Origin of the sequence: Mesorhizobium sp. M4B.F.Ca.ET.214.01.1.1, assembly GCF_004791545.1 — a bacterium.
Classification (GTDB): domain Bacteria; phylum Pseudomonadota; class Alphaproteobacteria; order Rhizobiales; family Rhizobiaceae; genus Mesorhizobium; species Mesorhizobium abyssinicae.
The window spans coordinates 1-22,257 of the sequence record NZ_SRUX01000019.1 but is presented as its reverse complement, the minus strand read 5'-3'; the positions used below and the strand labels follow the sequence as shown (position 1 = coordinate 22,257).

The window sequence follows — 22,257 nt, the reverse complement described above, 5'->3', positions numbered from 1 at the left end:
GCGGTTCGCCGGCTGTTTTTGCCGCATGGGCTTGCGGCCGGATGCGAATGCGCCAGATTAAGCTGCGTTGATTTTTTCAGGTGAGGCCGGCCTGACCTGAATCTCGACACAGCTTGGAGGCACGAGTAGCCTTTGGCGGCGAGGAGGAGATCGCGGCTTTGACACGCTTCAGGCGATCGGAGGGCTGATTGCAGGCGGGAAACGCGCATTACCGGCGTGGCGCCGATCTGCCGGCGACGATCCCGGTGTTTCCGCTTGCCGGCGCGCTGCTGTTGCCGGGCGGGCGCATGCCGCTCAACATTTTCGAGCCGCGCTATCTGCAGATGGTCGACGAGGCGGTCGGCGGCGCGCGGCTGATCGGCATCATCCAGCCCAGCCTCGACGGCGCCCTGCGCGACGACGGCGAGCCGGAACTGTGCAGCGTCGGCTGCGCCGGGCGCATCATCTCGCTGGCCGAGAGCGGCGACGGCCGCTACCTGATCTCGCTGCAAGGCGTCTGCCGCTTCCGCATCACGCATGAGGCTGCCACCAAGACGCCGTTCCGGCAATGCCGGATCGCGCCCTTCCTCGCCGATCTCGACGAAGACCGCGCCGGCGCCGAGGTCGACCGGCCGTCGCTGCTGAAGGCGTTTCGCGCCTATCTGCAGGCCAACGATCTCGAAGCCGACTGGGAGAGCGTCAGCCGCGCCGAGAACGCCATGCTGGTCAACGCGCTGTCGATGATGGCGCCCTATGGGCCGGCCGAGAAACAGGCGCTGCTCGAGGCGGCGGACCTGAAAACGCGCGCCGAAACGCTGATCGCCATCACCGAGATGGCGCTGGCGCGCGAGGGTGAGGATTTTGGCTCGAGCCTCCAGTAGGTGTATCGATATTCAGGTGAGGCCGGCCTGCAAACGGCGGCTTCCTGCGCTTCCGGTGCTCATGTACTTCAAGTACGCTCCGCCCCGGTTCTCGGAAGCCACCATTCTCGACTCGGCCTGACCAGTATCTCAACACACCTTAGGCCCCAGTCGGACAGGGAAAAGTGCAATGGCTGCGGAAGCACGTGACGGACAGAAGGCCAGTGTCGATCCGAAGCTGCTGGAGCTGCTGGCGTGCCCGCTGACCAAGGGTCCGCTGACCTGGGATGCGGAGCGCGGCGAGCTGATCTCGCGCGTGGCCAAACTTGCCTATCCGGTGCGCGACGGCATCCCGATCATGCTGCCCTCGGAGGCGCGGACGATTTCGGCCGAGGACCTGCTGTCGCCGCCGCGGCTGAGCGGGCCGGCGTGAGTGGGTACGGCGATTAGAAAAGAGGGTCGCATCCGGTCGAACCGACCCCCTCTGGCCTGCCGGCCATCTCCCCCTCGAGGGGGGAGATTGGCAGCATCGGCGCTCCGCTCATTCTGCAACGCTGGCGATTGGCGAAAGCCAGGGTGACGTCTGATCTCCCCCCAAGTGGGGGAGATGTCCGGCAGGACAGAGGGGGGCGCTGTCCCGCCGGCATTGAAGGCCTGCACCGTGGCAACGAGCGAAGGCGTAGGCCGCCTACTGAAAATTCCGCCCCCTGGGCATGACGCTTTCCGCCTTGTCCGATAGCACGGCGATGTCCGGCGGGGCGGGCAGAGCCGGGGTCATCTCCTCCAAAAGCATGGTCAGCCACGGCGTCAGGTCCTCGATCTTCTCGGCGACGATGTGGATGACGCCTGATTCCTGCTGCAGCTTGCCGGTGACGCGCACGAAGCGGGCGCCCATGACGATCGGGCGGAAGCGGGTGAAGGTCCTTTCCCAGAAAATGACATTGGCGACGGAGTTCTCGTCCTCCAGCGTCAGGAAGATCGCGTTGCCCTTGCCGGGGCGCTGGCGCACCAGCACGAGGCCGGCGACGGAGACGCGCCTGCCGTCCTTGACGGACGGGAGACGCGCATTGGGGGTGACGCCGGCGCGGTCGAGCCGCTCGCGCAGGAAGGCCACCGGATGCGCCTTCAAGGACAGGCCGAGCGAGCGGTAGTCGTGGATGACATGCTCGCCGAGCGGCATTGTCGGCAGCCTGGTCTCCGGCTCCAGCTCGCGCAGGCGGACCGTCGGCTGGTCGAACAGCGGCAATCTCTCGGCGGCGCTCTTGCCGTCGAGCGCGCGCACCGCCCAAAGCGCGGCGCGGCGGTCGAGGCCGATCGAGCGGAAGGCGTCGGCCTCGGCCAATCGTTCGATCTCGCCGACATCGAGGCCGGAGCGCAGCCAGACGTCGCGCACGGTCTCGTAGCCGGCGCCGCGCCGCTCGACGAACAGCGTCATGCGCTCCTCCGACAGGCCCTTGATCTGGCGGAAGCCGAGGCGGACGGCATGGCCGGTTTCGATCACGCCGCGCATCTCGGCATGGCGGGCAAGCACGCGGCCGGCATCGAAGGCGGTCTGCTCCAGCGTGCAGTCCCAGACGGAGAAGTTGATGTCGACCTCGCGCACCTCGACGCCATGGTCGCGAGCGTCGCGCACGAGCTGCGCCGGCTGATAGAAACCCATCGGCTGCGAATTCAGGATCGCGGCGCAGAAGACATCCGGGTAGAAGGTCTTGAACCAGCAGGAGGCGTAGACCAGCAGCGCGAAGGAGGCGGCATGGCTTTCGGGAAAGCCGTATTCGCCAAAGCCTTCGATCTGCTTGAAGCAGCGCTCGGCGAAGGCCTGCTCGTAGCCCTTGCCGACCATGCCGTCGATCATGCGCTGGCGGTAGTTGCCGATCGTGCCGGTGCGCTTGAAAGTGGCCATGGCGCGGCGCAATTCGTCGGCCTCGCCCGGCCGGAAGCCGCCGGCGACGATGGCGATCTTCATCGCCTGTTCCTGGAACAACGGCACGCCCAGCGTCTTGCCGAGGATCTGCTCCAGCTCCGGCTTGGGATATTCGGCCTGTTCCTTGCCCTGCCGGCGGCGCAGATAGGGGTGCACCATGTCGCCCTGGATCGGACCCGGCCGCACGATCGCCACCTCGATGACCAGGTCATAGAACGCGCGCGGCCTGAGGCGCGGCAGCATCGACATCTGGGCACGCGACTCGATCTGGAAGACGCCGAGCGTGTCGGCGCGGCAGATCATGTCATAGACACGGTGATCCTCCTCCGGAAGCGAAGCCAGCACATAGGGCCGGCCATAGGCGTCCCGGGCGTCCGGATAATGCTGCGTGAGAAGTGTGAAGGCGCGCTTCAGGCAGGTCAGCATGCCGAGTGCCAGCACGTCGACCTTGAGGATCTTCACCGCGTCGAGGTCGTCCTTGTCCCATTCGACCATCTTGCGCTCGTCCATCGCCGTCTTGACGATGGGGACGACCTCGTCGAGCCGGTCCCTGGTGATGACGAAGCCGCCGACATGCTGGGACAGATGCCGGGGAAAGCCCATGATCTCGTTGGCGTGCTCGATCACCTGCCTGGCCAGCGGATCGGTGCGGTCGATACCGCCGGCGGCTGCCTCCTTCTCGCCGAGCTCGGAGGTCGACCAGCCCCAGATCGAGCTGGTCAAGGCGGTGCGGACATCCTCGGACAGGCCCATGGCCTTGGCCACCTCGCGCAGCGCCGAACGGCCGCGATAGCTGATGACGGCGGCGGCGAGCGCGGTGCGCTTGGCGCTGTATTTTTGGTAGATATAGGCGATGACTTCGTCACGCCTTTCATGCTCGAAGTCGACGTCGATGTCGGGCGGCTCGTTACGCTCCTCGGAGATGAAGCGCTCGAATAGCGTGTCGATCCGGTCGGGGCCGACCTCGGTGATGCCGATGCAGAAGCAGACGATGGAATTGGCGGCGGAGCCGCGCCCCTGGCACAGGATATGCTGGCTGCGGGCATATTTGACGATGTCGTAAACGGTGAGGAAGTAGCGCGCATAGTTCAGCCGCTCGATCAGGGCGAGCTCTTCCCCGATGCGTTTCATCACGGCGGCGGGGACGCCGGCTGGATAGCGCGTCGCGGCCCCTTCCTTGGCCAGGCGCTCGAGCTCGGCCTGCGGCCCCAGGCCGGATTCGGTCGGCTCGTCCGGATAATTGTATTCGAGGTCGCTGAGCGAGAAGGTCAGCTCGCCGGCGAAGCGCAGCGTCTCCGCCAGCGCTTGCGGGTGGCGCCGGAAAAGCCTGGCCATTTCCTGCGGCGGCTTCAGATGGCGCTCGGCATTGGCCGCCAGCTCCAGCCCGACCTGGGAAACGGGCGTGTTGAGGCGGATCGCCGTCAGCACGTCCTGCAGCGAGCGGCGACCGGGGCTGTGATAGAGGACGTCGTTGGTCGCCATCAGCGGCACGCCCAGCCGGTCTGCCATCGCCGCCGCCTGCTCGACGCGGAAACGGTCATGGCCGCGATAGTCCGGCGCCACGGCGAGCCGCAGCGCCGCGCCAAAGCGATCCTTAAGCCGGCTAATCATTGCGAGATTGCCATCCGGATCCGACGACAGTTCGGGCAGCACCGCCAGCGACATCAGATCCCCCCATTCGAGAAGGTCGCTCAGCTTCAGCAGCGTCGCCCCCTTCTCGTTCTCGTCGCGCAGATTGGCCTGCGTCAGCATGCGGCACAGATGCCCCCAGCCGGCGCGGTCGCGCGGATAGGCGAGGATGTCGGGCGTGCCGTCGCCGAACACCAGGCGGCAGCCGGGATGATAGGCAAGCGTCTCCACCCTGGCCTGCTGCCAGGCGCGCACGACGCCGGCCACCGTGTTGCGGTCGGCAAGCCCGATCGCGGCGAAGCCGAGGTATTTCGCCGCGACCACCAGTTCCTCCGGCTTGGAGGCGCCGCGCAGGAAGGAGAAGTTCGACTGGATGCCGAATTCGGCATAGGCGGTGGCGGCGAGCCCGTTCATGCGAAGACCCCGTGCATGAACCAGCGCGGCGGCGCCTCCGACGCATCGTAGAGGCCCTGGCGGTAGAGCCAGTAGCGGCGGCCGTCGCTGTCCTCGATGCGGAAATAGTCGCGGGTCGGCGCTTCCTCCTCCCCGGGAAGCCTTCGCCACCATTCCGCGGCGATGCGTTCCGGCCCTTCGGCGCGGGTGACGCGGTAGAGCGCGCGCCGCCAGCGGAAATTCATCGGCGGGCCCTCGGGCATCTCGGTGGCCGGCACCTCGATCGGCTCGGGCGAACGGAACAGGCGGATTGGCCGTTCCGGCGGATAGATGGTCACCGGCGGAACGGCGCGCTCCGGCCGCTTGAGCGGCGCGCGCCTTTGCGGCGCCTCGGAGAAGGGGACAATAGTGACGGCGCGCTCCGGCAAATGGCTCTCGACGGCAACCGGCCGCAGCACCGCGGCCTCGCCGAGCCGCGCGCGGACGCGGTCGGCGAATAAAGCGATATCGGCGTCATCGTCGTTGGCCTCGCCGGTGAGATCGGCCTGCTGCATGTCGAAGGCCGCCGCCGACAGTACCGAGAGGCGTACGAGGTCGAAGCCGTAGCCGGCGTCGATGTCCTGCTCGAGTGCCGCAAGCCGCTCGTGGAACAGCCTGCGGATCAGCGATGGCTCGCGCAGCGGGCGCGAGGTGCCGACGGCGATGCGGCTGACGGCGCCGTCGACGCGGAAGAGCAGCAGAGCGAGCGCCCTCGCGCCCTCGCCACGCCGCTCGAGGTCGCCCTTCAGCGCCGTGGCCAGCCGGCTCACTAGCCGCTCGATGTCGTCGGTCAGCACGACCGGCTCGGCCAGGTGGCGCTCGACCGAAAGCGGCGCCACCGGCAGGCGCGGCGACACCGCCTCGTCGAGGCGGCCGAGCGCCTGGTCGAGGCGCAGCAGCAAAGAGGCGCCGAAGCGGCGGGCAAGCGGGGCGCGGGGCGCCGCCATCACCGCGCCCGCCGTGCGCAGGCCGACGCTTTCGAGGCTGGCGCGCGTTTCCGGCTCGATGCGCAGTGCCGAGAGCGGCAAGGGCGCCAGCAGCGTCTCCTCCTCGCCGCCGGCGACGATGCGGTCGCCGTGAAAATGCGCCGCCGCCCAGGCGGCGCCCGGGGTCGCAGCGAGCCCGGCGCGGACATCGAACCCCTGCTCAAGGAAGCGCGACAGGATCTCGTCCTGCATGGCGCGTTCGCCGCCGAACAGATGGGTGCACCCAGTGACGTCGAGGAACAGGCCGTCGGCGCCGTCGATCGCCACCAAAGGCGTGTAGCGGTCGCACCAGTCGGCGAGGCCTTCGAGCAGGCGGCGGTCGGCCTCTGGATCGGCCTCGACGATGTCGATCGTCGGGTGCATGGCGCGCGCGTCGGCGATGCCCATGCCGCGCTTCAGCCTGAGCGCCTCAGCCCGCTCGTCGAGGGCGGCGATGCGCTGGGCGTTCATGTCGCGGTGGCTGATCACCAGAGGCAGGTGCTGCGACGGCCGGGAACGCCAGGACCGCCCCAGACGCTGGCGCAGGATGCGGTCGGCGGCGAGATGCGGAAACCACAGCGACAGGATTCGTTGCCCGTTCTTCCTGGGTCCTTCTTTCCTCGAAAACATGTTCATCGGGGTTCCACTCCAGTGTGAATTGTTCGGGGAGCGCGGTGCGGCTCTTGCCGATGTTGACGGTGAAGGCGGGACGGCCGATCGAGCCGGCCAGCGGCCCGGCGATCGTCGCGCGGCTTGCCGAGGGCGCGGCCGACACGATGAGGCGCACGGGCGCGGCGGTCGGCTCGGCCTCGCCAGCCTGGCGCAGCAGCAACACCGGCCGGCCGGCGTCCTGGGCGCGGGCGTGCAAACGCCGCGTCGCGGTGAGGTCGAGAGGCCGCGGGCTGCCGCGGATTTCGAGGATGACGGCGGCGAGCGCCGTCATGCGGGCGGCTTCCTCGGCGATCCACAGCGCGTCGAGCAGCCTCGGCGTCTCGGAAAACAGCAATTGCTCGGGCGCGATGCCGAACAGGCTCCGAAGTCCGCCGGCATAGGGGAAGCCGGCCTCGCGGAAGATTTCCGAGGTGCCGACCCACAGCACCGGCAGTCCCGGCTGCCGCGTCAGGATCAGGCCGGCAAGCGACAGCGCAAAGCCGGCGACGGCTCCGGCGTCGCGGGTCTCGAGGCCATGGATCTCGCTCAGCGCCGCCTTCGGCAGGCCGCCGCCGAGGGCGGCGTCGAGCGGCTCGACGCCGGTGCGCAGGAAGGCATCCGGCGCGGCAACGGCAAGGCCCCGCCGAACCACCGTGACATCGGCGATGTCGCGGTCATCAGGCGACGCGCCGGCCGGCGCCGCCAGGCGCTCGGGCAGCGTTCCCTCGATCTTCGCGATCTGGCGGCGCAGGGCAAAAACAGTCTCCCGCGCCACGGCGGTCATCGCCATGACGGTCAACTTTCAGCAGCATTGTTCCTGTTATGTTCCTATAGATTCCAGAGGGTGCCGGAAGAGTCAAGCAGAGTCATTGTGAATTTATTCCTCTGTCATTGTGCGCTTTCGTTTGACGCAATCCGGATGGAAAACCGCTTCACAGTTTTCCTGGAATTGCTTTAGCGCTGGCCACCGAAGGCCAGCCGGGCCGCAAGCCCGGCAAAGACGGTTCCCAGCAACAGCTGCGGGGCCCGCTGAAACCGCGTCCGTCTCGACAATGCCGCGCCGATCCGGCTGGCGGTCAGGATGACCAGGCCGTTGACGACCAGCCCGATCAGGTTGAGCACGGTCGCCAGCACCAGTATCTGCCCCGCCACGGACCCGGCCTGCGGCTGCACGAACTGCGGGAACAGCGCCAGCACGAACAGCGCCATCTTCGGGTTGAGGAGATTGGTCAACAGCCCCTGCCGGACGATGCGTCCTTGCGAGTGGCGTGCAAGGCCGGCGACCGGCGCAAGCGCTGCCCCGTCGGAGCGGAACGCTTTCCAGGCGAGATAGGCCAGATAGGCAGCGCCGGCGTAACGCACGATGTCGTAAGCGATGGGCGCGGCAAGAAACAGTTGCGACAGGCCGAAGGCAGCGGCCAGCGCATGGCAATAGGTGCCGGCGGCGATGCCGACATAGGTCGCCAGGCCAGCCGCGCGCCCCTGGCTGGCGCTGCGGGAAGCGATCAACAGCATGTCCGGCCCCGGCGTCGCGGTCAAAGCGAGGCAGGCAATGGCGAAAAGTCCAAGGGTGGAAAGGTCCGGCATGAGGAGCTCCTGATACATGGCCGGAACCGACGGATAGCCGATTCCCCGGCAGCGGCAAAGGATATGCAACGGAATTGCCGCATCATTTGCCTCGACCGGCGCGAAAGCCTATATGCCGGGATCAAAGGACAAAGAATGGCCCGCATCTACAAGACCCGCACCTGGCACGACCAGCTTTCGCCGTCGATGGAGGAAATGGAGTTCCTGGCGCTGGAGACTTACGCTCATTTGCCGGAGGATTTCCGCAAGCTGACCGGCGAGATCGTCATCCAGATCGCCGACTTCCCGACCGACGAGATCATGGACGATCTGTCGCTGGAAACGCCGTTCGACCTGCTCGGCCTGTTCGAGGGGCGCGGCATCGCCGAGCGCTGGAACCCGCAGACCGGCGAGGGCCCGAACCGCATCACGCTCTACCGCCGCGCCATCCTCGACTACTGGGCCGAGAACGAGGAGACGCTGGGAGACATCGTCACCCATGTGCTGATCCACGAGATCGGCCACCATTTCGGCCTGTCGGACGACGACATGGAGCGGATCGAGGAAGCGGCGGAGCAGACGGCCTAGAGCCTTTTCGCGAAATCGCATCGCGCCTTTCCTCTCCCCCGTCGATCGGGGGAGGAGGTGTCGAGCGAAGCTCGACGGAGTGGGGGTCGACATGGCTCGGGCGTTGTTATTCAAGCCAGGGCGGTGTCTCGCCTCGACTGAGGCGCTGTGGTGAATTGGCGGCGCCGCCGCATTTTGAGGACCGGCTTCCCCCACTCCGTCGCTGCTTCGCAGCGCCACCTCTCCCCCCTCCGGAGGGAGAGGAAGGGTGCCAGCTGAAATTCCGCGTCTACCAATCGCTCAGCTTGGTGTCGGGCGTGTAGTCGTGGCCCTCGACATCCTTCACCACGGCCTGACCGCAGCGCATCGACTTGGTCTTCTTGTCATAGGCGTAGGTCGGCGAGCCGAACAGGTGCCAGCCCTTGTTCAGCGCCGCCGTCACCTTGTGGCAGAAGCTGGAATCGTCGGGAGCGGACAGGAAGCGGTAGAGTTTCATGGTTCGTCTCTGTGGTGGGTGATTTCGTTTAGGACCATCATGCGCCGATGGCGGCGGCCTTCGCCAGCAGTTTCTCGGCCTGGGCGAGATGCAGCCGCTCGACCATCTTGCCATCGAGCGCGATGACGCCCTTGCCGGCATTTTCGGGAAGCCCGAAGGCCGCCTTCACCGCGCGCGCCTGCGCAAGAGCCTCGGGCGCCGGCGCGAAGGCGCGGTTCGCCGCCTCGATCTGCGCCGGATGGATCAGCGACTTGCCGTCGAAGCCCATGGCGGCTGCTTCCACGCATTCACGGGCAAAGCCATCGGCATCGCGAAAATCATTGAAGACGCCGTCGAGCACATCGAGACCGCCGGCACGCGCGGCCAGCACCAGCTGCATCAGCCAGGGCATGAGATAGCGCCGGTCCGGCGTTGCCAGGACGCCGGTCTCCTTGACCAGATCGTTCGTTCCGGCAACGAAACAAGTAAACCGCGAGGCCGGGTCGCGGCCGAGTTCGGCAAGCGCGCCGATGTTGAGCAGGGCCTTCGGCGTCTCCACCATCGCCCATAGTTTCACCGTGTCCGGCGCGAAATTATCGTCGAGCAGGTCGCCGGCCTCCAGCACCTCGCGCGGCGTGACGACCTTGGACAAAAGGATGCCGTCGGCCTCGCCTTTCGCCGCCGCCAGCACGTCGTCGATGCCCCATTCGGTTCCCAGCGCGTTGACGCGCACGATCATCTCGCAGCGCCGGTTTGGACGTTCGGTCAGGATGCCCGCCAGTTTTTCGCGGACCGCGACCTTATCGGCGGGCGGCACGGCGTCTTCCAGGTCGATGATCACGGCATCGCAGGCAAGCGTCGCGAGCTTGGCCAGCGCCCTGTCATTGGAGGCCGGGATGTAGAGCACCGAACGGCGCGGGCGGTAGGTTTGCATCCGGGATCTATGCCGCCTGTGGACAATGGAGGCAAGCCGTGCAGCGCAGCCAATCGTCGGAAGTCGGCGCCGCCCCTCATCGCCCTGCCGGGCACTTCTCCCCGTATAGTGACGGGGAGAAGGGGCTGGCCGCGGCCCCAGCACGCTTCCTGCGACGCGGGTGATTGGCGAAGATCCGCGTGACGACGTCCTTCTCCCCGTGAACGGGGAGAAGATGGCGGCAGGCAGGTGAGGGGCGGCGCCAACGTTCTGAAAGGGCGCGGGGCCAGCGCAATTTGAAGTGATTGGCCTGCACGAAACCTGCACGCAATTGCGGAAAACCTCCTCCAATCCGCCCCGCTCTCTCCTCGCCTGCTTGCGAGACAGGCCGCATGCAGACACGCGAAAATCCCCGTTGGTCCCTGCCTTACCGGCTGCGCAGCGATGGCTGGTGGCTCGCCCCGAAGTCGCGGCCGACCGCGACGCTGTTGCCATTCGTCCCTAGATCGCCGCCGCGCCACGCCCCGGCCAAAGCGAGGAAAACCCGCTCATGACACATCTCCTCGCGCCGGCGCCGAGCTACTGCCGGCGCTTCGGCGTCGCCGTCCTGCTGGTCGCGCTGGCGGACTTTTTCTTCTATGGCCAGCCGGCCGGCATCACGTGGTTCCTGTTCGGCATCGCGCTCGCCGCCGCGGTTGCGGCCCTCAATCCCCTGTCCCTCGCCTCCAACGACCGCTGGCTCTGGATCAGGCCGGCCGCCCTGCTCTGCGCGCTGCTGCCGCTGGTCGAGAATGTCAGTCCGCTCTCGGTCTCGGTCGCGCTGGCGGCAATGGCGGTGTTCGCGCTTTCGCTCGCCGGGCGGCTGCGCTCCAGCGTTGCCCGCATCGCCAGGCAGCTCTTGGCCTTCGTCATCGCCGCGCCGTTCCGCTTCGTGGGCGACTTCCTGCGCTGGCGCAAGGCGGCGCGGCGCCATGGCCGGCGGCGCATCCGGCTGGCGGCGATCGCCGTATGGGCGATGCCGCTCGGCCTCGGCCTCGTCTTCCTCGCCTTGTTCGGCGCCGCCAATCCGGTCATCGAATACTGGTTCTCGCTGATCGACCTTTTTGCACTCCTCAACCTGATCCAGCTGCCGCGGCTGATCTTCTGGCTCGCCGTGCTCGCCGGCGTCTGGGCCTTCCTGCGCCCGCGCCTGCCGCGCTTCCTCCGCCGCCTGCCTCGGCCGGCGCGGCCTGTCCGAGCGGAACCGGCGGTGCCGGCAAGGACGGCAATCGAGGACGTCCTCTTCGGCAAGGCGGCGATCCTGCGCGCGCTGGTGGTGTTCAACCTCCTGTTCGCGATGCAGACCGGGCTCGACGCCACCTATCTGTGGGGCAGGGCGGCGCTGCCGGACGGGCTGACCTATGCCGCTTACGCGCATCGCGGCGCCTATCCGCTGATCGTCACCGCGCTGCTTGCCGCCGGCTTCGTGCTGGCGGCGCTGAGGCCGGGCAGCGAAACCTCCGGGGATCCGCTGATCCGCCGGCTGGTCTACGCCTGGGTGGCGCAGAACATCATACTGGTCATCTCCTCGATGATGAGGCTTGATCTCTATATCGGCATCTATGCGCTGACCTATCTGCGCATTGCCGCCTTCGTCTGGATGGGGCTGGTGGCGGCGGGCCTGGCGCTGATCATCGCCCGCATCGCGCTCGGAAAATCCAGCGAATGGCTGCTCTCCGCCAATCTTCTGACGTTATCGGCGACGCTCTATGCATGCTGCTACGTCAACTTCGCCGCGCTGATCGCCAACTACAATGTCGACCATTCCTACGAGATGACCGGGCAAGGCGTTCCGCTGGACACGCAGTATCTGCGCTCGCTCGGCCCGGGCGCGTTGCCAGCGCTCGACCGGTTCCTCGCGCACCAGGCGAACGCGCCCGCTACCGATGAGCCCTGCCGGCGCGACCTCGCCATCGCGCACGCCGGGGACGAGGCCGCTTACCGCGCCGAACAGAAAAACTGGCGCGCCTGGAGCTTTCGCGACTGGCGGCTCATCCGCACTCTCGACAAAAGAGGCCCGCTCGTGGTTCCTCAGCCTTCGCAACCTTCCGTGCCGGGCCGCTGATCGATGCCGCATCAAATCCTCGTCGCCGACGACGATCCGCATATCCGCGAGATCATCTGCTTCGCGCTGGAAAAGGCGGGCATGAAGACGCAAGGCGTCGCCGACGGCGCGGCCGCCCTGCAGGCGGTCGAGCGCCGCGCGCCCGACCTCGTCGTGCTCGACATCGGCATGCCGGAGATGGATGGGCTGGAAGTGTGCCGGCGGCTCAGGCAGACATCCGATGTGCCGGTGCTGTTTCTGTCGGCGCGTGATGAAGAGATCGACCGCATCCTCGGGCTCGAAATGGGCGGCGACGACTACGTGACAAAGCCGTTCAGCCCGCGCGAGCTGGTCGCGCGCGTCAACGTCATCCTGCGGCGCGCCCGCCCGGTTGCGGCCGAGGCCGACGAGCGGCAGTTCGCGCATGGCCGGCTGGTGCTGACGCCGTCCAGCCACGGCGCCAGCTTCGACGGCCAGCCGCTGGCGCTCACCTCGATCGAATTCTCGATCCTGAAAGGGTTCCTCGCGCGCCCCGCGCATGTGCTTGCCCGCGAGGCGGTGATGGCCAATGCCTATGCCGCCAACATCCATGTCTCGGAACGCACCGTCGACAGCCATATCCGCAACATCCGCGCCAAGCTGGCGGCGGCCGGCTGCACCGACGCGATCGAGACCGTGCACGGCGTCGGCTTCCGGCTCGGCCGATGCGGCGGCTGAATTCCCGGGAGTGGACAGGCAAGAAATGGCGGCCGCGCCTGGCCACGGTGGTGGTCGCCATCCTGATCGTGGTGATGGCGCTGCCGCTGGTCGGCCTGTTCTTCTTCCGCCTCTACGAGAACCAGCTGATCCGCCAGACCGAGGCGGAACTGATCGCGCAAGGTGCGGTGCTGGCCGCCATCTATGCCGAGGATGTTCGCGCGGCGGGGATCGCGCCGGACAAGCTTGGCGCGCCGGTGGCAGTCGACGCCGAGCGGAGCGCCAGCACGAACGAGCCGTACCAGCCGCTCGAGCCGCGCCTCGACCTTGCCTCCGACACTGTGCTGCCGACGCGGCCCGCCCCGGTCGCGGCAATCGCCGATCCGGCCTTCGCGGCAATCGGCGCGGGGCTTTCCGGCATCCTCGCGGAAACGCAGAAGACGACGCTGGCCGGCTTCCGGCTGCTCGATCCAAGAGGCGTGGTCATCGCCGGGCGCGAGGAGATCGGGCAGTCGCTGGCCGATGTCGCGGAGGTGCGCGCAGCACTTGCCGGCCGCTACGCCAGCGCGCTCAGGCTGAGGATCCCCAACCAGCCGGCGCCGCCGCTCTATTCGGTCAGCCGCGGCACCAGGGTGCGGGTCTTCGTCGCCTTGCCGGTCGCGGTCGAAGGCCGGATCGCCGGCGTGGTCTACCTGTCGCGGACGCCGAACAACATAGTCAAGCATCTCTATGGCGAGCGCGGCAAGGTGACGCTCGCGGCGATCGCGATTGTCGGCGGCACGCTGCTGATCGGGCTGGTCTTCCTGCGCACGGTCAGCCGGCCGATCTACGGGCTGATCGAGCGCACCAAGCGCATCGCCGCCGGCGACCGCGAAGCGATGAAACCGCTCGACCATCACGGCACGCGCGAGATGGCCGAGCTGTCCGCCGCCTTCCTCGACATGGCGCAAAAACTGCAGGCGCGGTCCGACAGCATCCAGACTTTCGCCACCTATGTCTCGCATGAGCTCAAATCGCCGCTGACGGCGATCCAGGGCGCGGCGGAACTGCTGCGCGATTCCGGCGAGGCGATGGACGAGGCCGAGCGGAAGCGGTTTTCCAACAATATCGTCACCGACGCCGGGCGGCTCAATCTGCTGGTCCGCCGCCTGCTCGAGCTGGCGCGCGTCGAAAACCTCGCGCCCAGCGGCGAAAGCACGTCGCTCGATGCGGCGCTGGCGCTGCTGCCCGCGGACACCCGGCTGACGGTCCGCGTCGAGGCCGGCGGCGGGACCGGCCTGCGCATCTCGGCCGAGAACGCGGCGATCGTGCTGGCCAATCTGATCGACAATTCGGGGCGGCATGGCGCCAGCCTGGTCTCGATTTCCGCCGCGAGCGCGGCGGAACGGGCAACCATCGTGGTCAGCGATGACGGCGCCGGCATTTCGCCGAGCAACCGCGGCAAGGTGTTCGAGCCGTTCTTCACGACGCGGCGCGAGACCGGCGGCACCGGCATGGGCCTGGGCATCGTGCTGGCCCTCCTGAAAGCGCATGATGGCACGATCAGGCTGGTTGACAGCGAGCGCGGCACGCGCTTCGAGATCAGCCTGCCGGTGGCGTGAAGGATGCCACTGGGCGGATCGGAGAAAAAAGTGCGCTACGACATCGTCATCATCGGCGGGGCCATCGTCGGGTCCTCGGTCGCCTACTATCTGCGCGAGGAAGGGTTTTCCGGCTCGATCGCGCTGGTCGAGCGCGACCCGCAATTTTCCCATGCGGCGACGACGCTTTCCATGGCCTCGATCCGCCAGCAGTTCTCCATTCCCGAAAACATCCGCCTGTCGCAATTCACGCTGAAACTGTTCCGGCGGCTGAAGGAGACTTTCGGCGCCGATGCCGATATCGGCTTCCGCGAGGGCGGCTATCTCATCCTGGCCGGCGAGGCCGGGCTGCCGATCCTGAAGGCCAATCATGCGGCGCAGATCGCCGAGGGCGCCGACATTCTGCTGGAGGACGCCGAGCAGCTGACGCGCCGCTTCCCCTGGCTGTCGGCCGAAGGCATTTCCGCCGGCGCCTATGGGCGGACCGGCGAGGGCTGGTTCGACGCGCATGCGTTGCTGATGCTGTTCCGCAAGGCGCTGCGCGACAAGAAGATCGATTTCATCACCGCCGATGTCACCGGCATCGCGCGGCAGGGCAATCGCACCACCAGCGTTAGCCTCGACAATGGCGAGACGCTTGCAGCCGGTATCGTCGTCAATGCCGCCGGCCCGAATGCCGGCAAGGTCGCGGCTTTTGCCGGGCTCGAGCTGCCGGTCGAGCCGCGCAAGCGCAATGTCTTCGTCTTCGAGGCGCGCGAGAAATATGTCGACATGCCGCTGCTGGTCGATCCCAGCGGCATCTATGTGCGGCCGGAAGGCTCGGTCTACCTCACCGGCGGCGCCGAACCGGAGGAAGGCGATCATGCTCCCGATCCCGCGGATTTCGACGTCAACTGGCCGCTGTTCGAGGAGGTGATCTGGCCGACGCTGGCGACCCGCATCCCCGCCTTCGAGGCGATCAAGTCGACGCGCGCCTGGGTCGGCCACTACGACTACAACACGCTCGACCAGAACGCGGTGATCGGGCCGCATCCGGAGGTCGGGAACTTCCTCTTCGCCAACGGTTTTTCCGGCCACGGCCTGCAGCAGGCGCCGGCCGTCGGCAAGGCGCTCTCCGAGCTGATCGTGCATGGCGGCTACCGAACGGTGGATTGCTCTGCGTTCGGGTACAGCCGGGTGGCCGAAGGGCGGGCGTTCCGGGAGTTGAATGTGATTTAGTGTTGAAGTTTCTCTTCGACGCTGGCGGGACAGCGCCCCCCTCTGTCCTGCCGGACATCTCCCCCACGAGGGGGAGTGCCATTCCTGCAACGTTGGTGATTGGCGAAAGCCGGCGCGACATCTGATCTCCCCCCATGTGGGGGAGATGCCCGGTAGGGCAGAGGGGGGCGCGAAGGATCACGACGTTTGCTTGGGCTCAACCCTTTGACGGCGGGTGGGCAGAACCCTTGCCGGTCTCAAGCAGGACTTCAGGGTCGCCAGCCGGATCAGCCCTTGCGGGAGAACCAGAAGGCGTCCGGCATGCGCGTCATGCCGATGCGCTCGTAGAAGCCGACAGCGTCCGGCATCGAGATCAGGCTGATCGCCACCGATGGCCCGAGCTGGCGGCGCGCCTCGTCCATCAGGCCCTTGCCGACGCCGAGCCCTTGCGCGGATCGGGAAACGGCAAGCTCGGAAATGTAGCAGACCCAGGCGAAGTCGGTGACGCCGCGCGCGACGCCGATCAGCGGCTTGCCCTCTGTGTCGAGGCGCGCCGTCAGCACCAGGTTGGCGTTGCCGAGCATGGTCGTCAGCCGGGCCTCGTCGTCGACGGGGCGCGTCTCGCCGAGGCCGGATTCCGCCAGCACGCGGCGGAACTCGGCGACGTCGAGCGCCGGCTCGCTGGCATAGAGGACGCGGGATGGTTCGGTCATCGACGCCAGACTGCACCAAGGGGCCAGGATTTCGAAGTCTTTTTTGACCGCCGATCCGCGCACGAACAGTTGCCTTTCATTTGCCGCCGGCTTTGTGTAAACCGTGCGCCAGCAAATCCCCCGCAACGAAAAACGGGCAAAAGCCAATGGACAAATTCACCAAGCTGACCGGCGTCGCGGCGCCGATGCCGATCGTCAACATCGACACCGACATGATCATCCCCAAGGATTATCTGAAGACGATCAAGCGCACCGGGCTCGGCACCGGCCTGTTCGCCGAGATGCGCTACAAGGAAGACGGCTCGGAGAACCCCGACTTCGTGCTCAACAAGCCGGCCTATCGCAAGGCGCAGATCCTGGTCGCCGGCGACAATTTCGGCTGCGGCTCGAGCCGCGAGCACGCGCCGTGGGCGCTGCTCGATTTCGGCATTCGCTGCGTCATTTCGACCTCGTTCGCCGACATCTTCTACAACAACTGCTTCAAGAACGGCATCCTGCCGATCACCGTCAGCCCGGAAGACCTGGACAAGCTGATGGACGACGCCTCGCGCGGCTCCAACGCCACGCTGTCGGTCGATCTCGAGGCCAAGGAAATCCGCGGGCCGGATGGCGGCGTGGTCACGTTCGACCTCGACGACTTCAAGCGTCACTGCCTGCTCAATGGGCTGGACGACATCGGCCTGACCATGGAGAAGGCCGGCGCCATCGCCTCGTTCGAACAGAAGAACGCCGCGCAGCGCCCCTGGGCCTGATCGTCAATATCTGAATGCTTAAGCCCGGCCACGACAGGCCGGGTTCGTGCTGCGGCTGAACGGAGGGACAGTCATGACACGCTCGCTTCTGGCCGGCGCCTGCGCGCTGGCGCTGATCCTGCTGCCGATGGCGGGCGCGCATGCCCAGACCGACCCGGTGCTGGTGCCGGCCGACGATGCGTCCGGCGGCGCCGCCGACCAGGGCGCGTCGAGCACCACCGATGCGGCGCCGGCCGACGACGACAAGCAGGCGCCGATCCCGTTCGAGGGCGGCCAGTTCACCATCACCCAGCAGGAGGAGTATGGCGAGAAGGTGCTGGCCTATGACGGCAAGCAGCTCGCTGACAATTACGACGTCTTCTTCGACAAGATTGTCGAGGTCGGCGGCGTCAAGATCGCACTGTTCGATGTCGGCGATGGCGGCAATCAATGCGGGCCGGCGAGCGTCATCGCCTGGAAGCCGGAAGGCGGCGAGATCCAGACCACCACCGTCGAACAGGACGAATGCGGCGCGCCGCCGGCCGCGGTCTCCGACAGCGCCATCTACTATGTGCCCTTCCTGCTACCGGGAGAGACGAGAGCGGCGCTGCAATGGTCGCCGACCGAAGGGCTGACCACCTCCGGCAACCTCACCTACACGCCGGAATCCGGCACCGACTGGAAGGATGTCGACCCGTCGAAATATGACAACATCATCGACGCCTTCCACAACGAGGCCGTCTACAAGGCGGCGCAGGCGGTGCTCGGCGACACCATGCCCGACATGGCGACCAGCCTGCTGGTCGGCGGCGGCACCGAAAAGACCGCATCCGGCGCCTTCTACGCCACCGGCTGCGTGCCGCACGATTGCGGCGGCAATGACGGCTTCATGGCGGTCGACCCGGTCAAGCACATGGTCTATTTCGCCCGCCGCGGCGACAATGGCGAGCCCGATGCTCGGCCGCCGCTGAAGGATTGGCCGGCGGATATCAAGAAAGCATATGACGACGCGCAGGGGTCGGGGAATTAGGTTCTTGCCAGACGGCGCGTGAGCGCCTTCTGCTTCGCCGCGATCCTTCGCGCCCCCCTCTGTCCTGCCGGACATCTCCCCCACGAGGGGGGAGATTGGCTGTTTCGGCGCCCCGCCCGCCTTGCAACGTTGGTGGTTGGCGAAAGCCAAGGCGACATCTGATCTCCCCCCAAGTGGGGGAGATGGCCGGCAGGCCAGAGGGGGGCGCTGGCCCGCCAGCATCAAAGTTTTGCACCGACAATCGATGCTCCCTGGCTCACGACCGGATCGCCCGTCTGCTTCAGGATAACCGCAACAACTGCGAGGCTCTCCATGCGCACACTCATCTCCACCGGCTCGCCCTTCGAGAAAACCGCCGGCTATTCGCGCGCGGTGGTGCAGGGCGACTGGTGCTTCGTCTCGGGTACCACCGGCTACGACTATGCCACCATGACCATGCCCGACACGGTCGAGGCGCAGACGCGCAATTGCCTCGCCACCATTGCCAAGGCCCTGGCCGACGGCGGCTTCGAGATGGCCGATGTGGTGCGGGCGCATTACTACATCACCGACCAAGCCTATGTTGACGTGGTGTTCCCGATCCTCGGCGAGGCGTTCGGCGAAATCCGGCCGGCGGCGACGATGATCGTCTGCGAGCTCAACAAGCCGGAGATGAAGATCGAGATCGAAGTGACCGCGCTCAGGCGCACGGCCTGATGCAGGTCGCGCCAGACCGGGGCGCCAGCTTGCACAAAGCGAGGATCAGCCGATGGTGAAGGTCAAGCGCATCGTCGCCAACATCGCTACGCAAGACACCGCCGCTGCGCAGCATTTCTATAAGGACGTGCTCGGGCTCGATGTGCTGATGGATCAGGGCTGGATCGTCACCAGCGGCTCGGCCGAGACGATGACGGTGCAGATCAGCTTCATGACCGAGGGCGGCTCCGGCACGCGCCTGATCTGTCGATCGAGGTCGACGACGTCGACGAGGCGCTTGCGGCCATGCGCAAGGCCGGCTTCGCCATCGAATACGGCCCGGCCGACGAGCCCTGGGGCGTGCGGCGCTTCTTTGTGCGCGACCCGTTCGGCCGGCTGGTGAATGTCCTTTCGCACCGGTAGGCGCGCCGCTATTCCAGCTTGGGTTTCTCGCCCCACACAGTGGGCTATGGCATGCACGCATTTCCAAGCGGCTGGTTTTTGCGATAGCGTGCATGGCAGCTTGGCGCATGGATTATCTAATGTAGCGCTGGTCGACCCCCACTCCGTCTCGGCTTCGCCGAGCCACCTCTCCCTCGATCGACGGGGTAGAGGAAAGACGCCAAGCCTTTTGCCGTCAACGCTCGTCCAGCAATGCTCCCTTCCTTTCCCTCCGGAGGGGGGAAAGGTGGCGCTGCGAAGCAGCGACGGGGGAACCACGAGGCAATCAAGGCTCGGCCGATCAGTCACGCCACTCACAGAAGATGCGTGCATTCCCTAGACGTGGGGAGAGGTGGCTCGGCGAAGCCGAGACGGAGCGGGGCAGCACCCTACGAAGACCTCTCCGACCGCTTCTCGGCCACCTCTCCCCCGCCTCTGGCGGGGGCGAGGAACCCAGTTCCTGCAGGGCCGGCAGGTGCAAGGGGCGTCGCGCCTTCTGCATCCCCTTGCGTACGGACCACTTGGCGTTTAGCAAGGCCGCGGTTTCTCCAAACACTATCGGGACGGTTCTCCATGGCTTCGAAAAATCTCCTCCTGCTCGCCGGCGACGGCATCGGCCCCGAGGCCATGGCCGAGGTGAAGAAGCTGATCGCGGCCATGAACGAAAAACTCGGCAGCGGCTTCGTCACCGACGAGGGGCTGGTCGGCGGCTGCGCCTACGACGCGCATGGCGCGGCGATCTCGGATGCCGACATGGCAAAGGCGATGGCGGCGGATGCCGTGCTGTTCGGCGCCGTCGGCGGGCCGAAATGGGACAAGGTGCCTTACGAAGTGCGCCCCGAGGCCGGACTCTTGCGCCTGCGCAAGGACATGGAGCTGTTCGCCAATCTGCGTCCGGCGATCTGCTACCCGGCGCTTGCCGCGTCCTCCTCGCTGAAGCAGGAGGTGGTTGAGGGCCTCGACATCCTGATCGTGCGCGAGCTCACCGGCGGCGTCTATTTCGGCGAGCCGAAGCAGATCATCGATCTCGGCAACGGCCAGAAGCGCGGCATCGACACGCAGGTCTACGACACGTTCGAGATCGAGCGCATCTCCGGCGTCGCCTTCGAGCTGGCCCGCACGCGCAAGAACCACGTCACCTCGATGGAAAAGCGCAACGTCATGAAATCCGGCGTGCTGTGGAACGAGGTGGTCAGCCAGACGCACGCGGCGAAATATTCGGACGTCAAGCTCGACCATATGCTGGCCGACGCCGGCGGCATGCAGCTGGTGCGCTGGCCGAAGCAGTTCGACGTCATCGTCACCGACAATCTGTTCGGCGACATGCTTTCCGACATCGCCGCCATGCTCACCGGCTCGATCGGCATGCTGCCGTCGGCCTCGCTCGGCGCGCCCGACGTCAAGACTAAGAAGCGCAAGGCGCTCTACGAGCCGGTGCACGGCTCGGCGCCCGACATCGCCGGCAAGGGCATCGCCAACCCGATCGCCATGATCGCATCCTTCGCCATGTGCCTGCGCTATTCCTTCGGCATGGTGGCCGAAGCCGACAAGCTCGAAGCGGCGATTGCCGCCGTGCTCGACGACGGCCTGCGCACCAAGGACGTCATGTCCGAAGGCATGACCGAGGTCGGCACGGTGCAAATGGGCGACGCCATCATCGCCAAGTTCCTGGGCTGATCCCATGGCGGTCGACGTCCGCTGGGCGACGACTGAAGACGCGGCGGCGCTCGCCACCATCCTTTGCGAGATGGCGGCGCACTACCGGCAGGCGCAGCTCGACCACGGCCGGGCGCTGGCTGCGGCGCGGCACTGGCTTACCGATGAAAGCCCGGCCTACCCGCATTTCGCGCTGGCTTTCGCCGGCGGCGAGGTTGCCGGCCTGGCTTCGGTGGCGATCGCGCATCCCGGCATCGATCTCGAACGGCTGATGTTCCTGAAGGATCTTTTCGTGCGCGAAGGCGCCCGCAACCAGGGCGCCGGCCGCGCGCTGATCGCGTTTCTCGCCGGTCATTGCCTGAGCCACGGCATCGGCCGCATCGACCTGACCACCGAGGACTGGAACGACGGCGCGCGGCGCTTCTACACGCAGCTCGGTGCCGAGCGCCACGGCCAGAAGATTTTTCTCCGGTTGTCGGGCGAGGCGCTGAAGACGGTCGCTAAATCCTGACGCCCTGCGGCACCGGGCCCCACTGGTTCTCGCGGGTTTGCGTCGGGATCAGCGCGAAGACCAGCGTCGCGAGGCCGCCGATCGTCGGGATGAAGCAGAGGATGGCGAGCCAGCCGGTCAGGCCGATGTCGTGCAGGCGGCGCACGATCAGGCCGATCCAGGGCGGGATCGACGCCAGGATGAACAGGCCGCAAAGGCCGACCGTCATCGCCGGCATTTCCTGTCCGGGCTCGAGATCGCCGACTGCCGCGTCGGCGGCGAGGCCGATGGCGACGACCGCGATGACGCTGATGGTCCAGAACAGGCAGAAGGCCCAGAATTCCTTGCGGCGGGCGCGGTCGGCGAAGTTGAAATAGTTTCGCGTCACCGCCCGCCAGAAATAGTCCCACAGACCGGTGGACTGAGCTGGGCCCGCGTCGGCCGCGCGGCCGAAATGCTGTGCGGCCGCCGGCCTAAGCGCGGCTTGCTGCGGCGGCGCGGCGGCTGGGGCGGTGGCGCCTGGGGAGGCCGAGGCCTGTAGACGGACCGAGTAGACGTTGCGCGCCTGGCCGCGATCCGGCTGGAACTCGACCGCAGCGCCCCTGGCCAGCGAGGTCTCGCGGCGCATGTCCTCGCGCGCGAAGCTGTAGCGGTTGCCGTCGGCCCCGGTTAGGAAACCAAAACCCTGGTCCTCGTCATAGTGCAGAATTTCGCCGCGCATGGCCTTGCCCCCAAAGTTGCGCCTTGCCCAGACTGTTCAAAGTCGACGCGGATCGCAAGAGGCATGCCGGACATGGTGAGCAATCGTTTCAGGTCTGCCTCCCGTTCCTTTGCCTATCCGAGGTGGGCGCCGCCCCTCACCTGCCTGCCGGCATCCTTGTAACTTGTCCCTTGCCGACTCTGCTATTGCAGCAGGTGCGGTGGCGGACGAGAGACCGGAGCATCTTTGGGCCTTGAAGCCCGTGGGAGAGCGAGGGTCTTCGTCCGCCGTTCCATCGACCCCG

At 66.9% G+C, this 22,257-nt stretch carries 20 protein-coding genes and 1 pseudogene; 13 read left to right on the top strand and 8 right to left on the bottom strand.

Features of this window, described 5'->3' with window-relative positions; all coding sequences use genetic code 11:
- Positions 1–188: 188 nt before the first annotated feature.
- Positions 189–860 carry an LON peptidase substrate-binding domain-containing protein gene (locus EN857_RS29340; RefSeq protein WP_127309153.1) on the top strand — a complete coding sequence of 224 codons (672 nt, stop codon included), beginning with the start codon at positions 189–191 and terminating at the stop codon, positions 858–860.
- Between the two features lie 169 nt (positions 861–1,029).
- Complete coding sequence (locus EN857_RS29335; protein ID WP_135859461.1) at positions 1,030–1,272, top strand: Trm112 family protein; 243 nt, start codon at positions 1,030–1,032, stop codon at positions 1,270–1,272.
- A gap of 255 nt (positions 1,273–1,527) precedes the next feature.
- On the opposite strand, the gene EN857_RS29325 is transcribed toward EN857_RS29335, so the two are convergent.
- From EN857_RS29325 to EN857_RS29310, 4 genes are all read right to left on the bottom strand, one after another.
- The gene (locus EN857_RS29325) at positions 1,528–4,806 is read right to left on the bottom strand and encodes an error-prone DNA polymerase (RefSeq protein WP_135859459.1); all 3,279 of its coding nucleotides are present in this window, start codon (positions 4,804–4,806) and stop codon (positions 1,528–1,530) included.
- Entirely contained in the window at positions 4,803–6,278 is a 1,476-nt protein-coding gene (locus EN857_RS29320; protein WP_135859458.1) for a DUF6504 family protein, read from the bottom strand. The genes EN857_RS29325 and EN857_RS29320 overlap by 4 nt, the downstream gene beginning before the upstream one ends.
- Positions 6,220–7,230 carry a hypothetical protein gene (locus tag EN857_RS35890; RefSeq protein ID WP_135859457.1) on the bottom strand — a complete coding sequence of 337 codons (1,011 nt, stop codon included), beginning with the start codon at positions 7,228–7,230 and terminating at the stop codon, positions 6,220–6,222. The genes EN857_RS29320 and EN857_RS35890 overlap by 59 nt, the downstream gene beginning before the upstream one ends.
- Before the next feature lie 164 nt (positions 7,231–7,394).
- On the bottom strand, positions 7,395–8,027 hold the full coding sequence (locus EN857_RS29310) for a LysE family translocator (protein WP_135859456.1): 633 nt from the start codon (positions 8,025–8,027) through the stop codon (positions 7,395–7,397).
- A 135-nt stretch (positions 8,028–8,162) separates the two neighbouring features.
- Here EN857_RS29310 and EN857_RS29305 point away from each other — a divergent pair, with 135 nt between their 5' ends.
- Positions 8,163–8,594 (top strand): metallopeptidase family protein, encoded by a 432-nt coding sequence (locus tag EN857_RS29305; protein ID WP_127286465.1) that lies wholly within the window; start codon positions 8,163–8,165, stop codon positions 8,592–8,594.
- Positions 8,595–8,862: 268 nt separating this feature from the next.
- Here EN857_RS29305 and EN857_RS29300 read toward each other — a convergent pair whose 3' ends face one another.
- Together EN857_RS29300 and EN857_RS29295 are read right to left on the bottom strand one after the other, a co-directional pair.
- Positions 8,863–9,069 carry a DUF1737 domain-containing protein gene (locus tag EN857_RS29300; RefSeq protein ID WP_127286464.1) on the bottom strand — a complete coding sequence of 69 codons (207 nt, stop codon included), beginning with the start codon at positions 9,067–9,069 and terminating at the stop codon, positions 8,863–8,865.
- A 37-nt stretch (positions 9,070–9,106) separates the two neighbouring features.
- Positions 9,107–9,982 (bottom strand): CoA ester lyase, encoded by an 876-nt coding sequence (locus EN857_RS29295; RefSeq protein WP_127394169.1) that lies wholly within the window; start codon positions 9,980–9,982, stop codon positions 9,107–9,109.
- Between the two features lie 529 nt (positions 9,983–10,511).
- Between EN857_RS29295 and EN857_RS29285 the strand changes: the two genes are divergently transcribed.
- From EN857_RS29285 to EN857_RS29270, 4 genes are read left to right on the top strand one after another with little or no spacing between them, the layout of a single operon-like run.
- Positions 10,512–12,065, top strand: coding sequence for a DUF4173 domain-containing protein (locus tag EN857_RS29285; protein ID WP_135859455.1), 1,554 nt, complete (start codon positions 10,512–10,514; stop codon positions 12,063–12,065).
- 3 nt (positions 12,066–12,068) lie between these two features.
- The gene (locus tag EN857_RS29280; RefSeq protein WP_135859454.1) at positions 12,069–12,761 is read left to right on the top strand and encodes a response regulator transcription factor; all 693 of its coding nucleotides are present in this window, start codon (positions 12,069–12,071) and stop codon (positions 12,759–12,761) included.
- Positions 12,749–14,341, top strand: coding sequence for an ATP-binding protein (locus EN857_RS29275; RefSeq protein ID WP_135859453.1), 1,593 nt, complete (start codon positions 12,749–12,751; stop codon positions 14,339–14,341). Before EN857_RS29280 ends, EN857_RS29275 begins: the two co-directional genes overlap by 13 nt.
- Before the next feature lie 30 nt (positions 14,342–14,371).
- A complete protein-coding gene (locus EN857_RS29270; RefSeq protein ID WP_135859452.1) occupies positions 14,372–15,538 on the top strand; it encodes an FAD-binding oxidoreductase in 1,167 nt (388 codons plus the stop codon).
- 266 nt (positions 15,539–15,804) lie between these two features.
- On the opposite strand, the gene EN857_RS29265 is transcribed toward EN857_RS29270, so the two are convergent.
- Positions 15,805–16,230 carry a GNAT family N-acetyltransferase gene (locus EN857_RS29265; protein ID WP_135859451.1) on the bottom strand — a complete coding sequence of 142 codons (426 nt, stop codon included), beginning with the start codon at positions 16,228–16,230 and terminating at the stop codon, positions 15,805–15,807.
- A gap of 146 nt (positions 16,231–16,376) precedes the next feature.
- On the opposite strand from EN857_RS29265, the gene leuD reads away from it, so the two are divergent.
- The 6 genes and pseudogenes from leuD to EN857_RS29230 all read left to right on the top strand — a co-directional run bounded on the left by leuD (position 16,377) and on the right by EN857_RS29230 (position 21,274).
- Positions 16,377–16,982, top strand: a complete 606-nt coding sequence (gene leuD / locus EN857_RS29260) for a 3-isopropylmalate dehydratase small subunit (RefSeq protein ID WP_127285506.1) — start codon at positions 16,377–16,379, stop codon at positions 16,980–16,982.
- Positions 16,983–17,055: 73 nt separating this feature from the next.
- The gene (locus EN857_RS29255; RefSeq protein WP_127308908.1) at positions 17,056–17,991 is read left to right on the top strand and encodes a hypothetical protein; all 936 of its coding nucleotides are present in this window, start codon (positions 17,056–17,058) and stop codon (positions 17,989–17,991) included.
- Positions 17,992–18,303: 312 nt separating this feature from the next.
- Positions 18,304–18,687, top strand: a complete 384-nt coding sequence (locus tag EN857_RS29245) for a RidA family protein (RefSeq protein ID WP_127285508.1) — start codon at positions 18,304–18,306, stop codon at positions 18,685–18,687.
- Positions 18,688–18,742: 55 nt separating this feature from the next.
- A pseudogene (locus EN857_RS29240) lies at positions 18,743–19,089 on the top strand (VOC family protein).
- A gap of 591 nt (positions 19,090–19,680) precedes the next feature.
- Complete coding sequence (leuB, locus tag EN857_RS29235) at positions 19,681–20,784, top strand: 3-isopropylmalate dehydrogenase (RefSeq protein WP_127285509.1); 1,104 nt, start codon at positions 19,681–19,683, stop codon at positions 20,782–20,784.
- 4 nt (positions 20,785–20,788) lie between these two features.
- Positions 20,789–21,274, top strand: coding sequence for a GNAT family N-acetyltransferase (locus tag EN857_RS29230; protein ID WP_135859450.1), 486 nt, complete (start codon positions 20,789–20,791; stop codon positions 21,272–21,274).
- Here the strand turns inward: EN857_RS29230 and EN857_RS29225 are convergent.
- On the bottom strand, positions 21,264–21,974 hold the full coding sequence (locus EN857_RS29225) for a DUF805 domain-containing protein (protein ID WP_135859449.1): 711 nt from the start codon (positions 21,972–21,974) through the stop codon (positions 21,264–21,266). The two genes, EN857_RS29230 and EN857_RS29225, sit on opposite strands and share 11 nt — an antisense overlap.
- Positions 21,975–22,257: the final 283 nt, after the last annotated feature.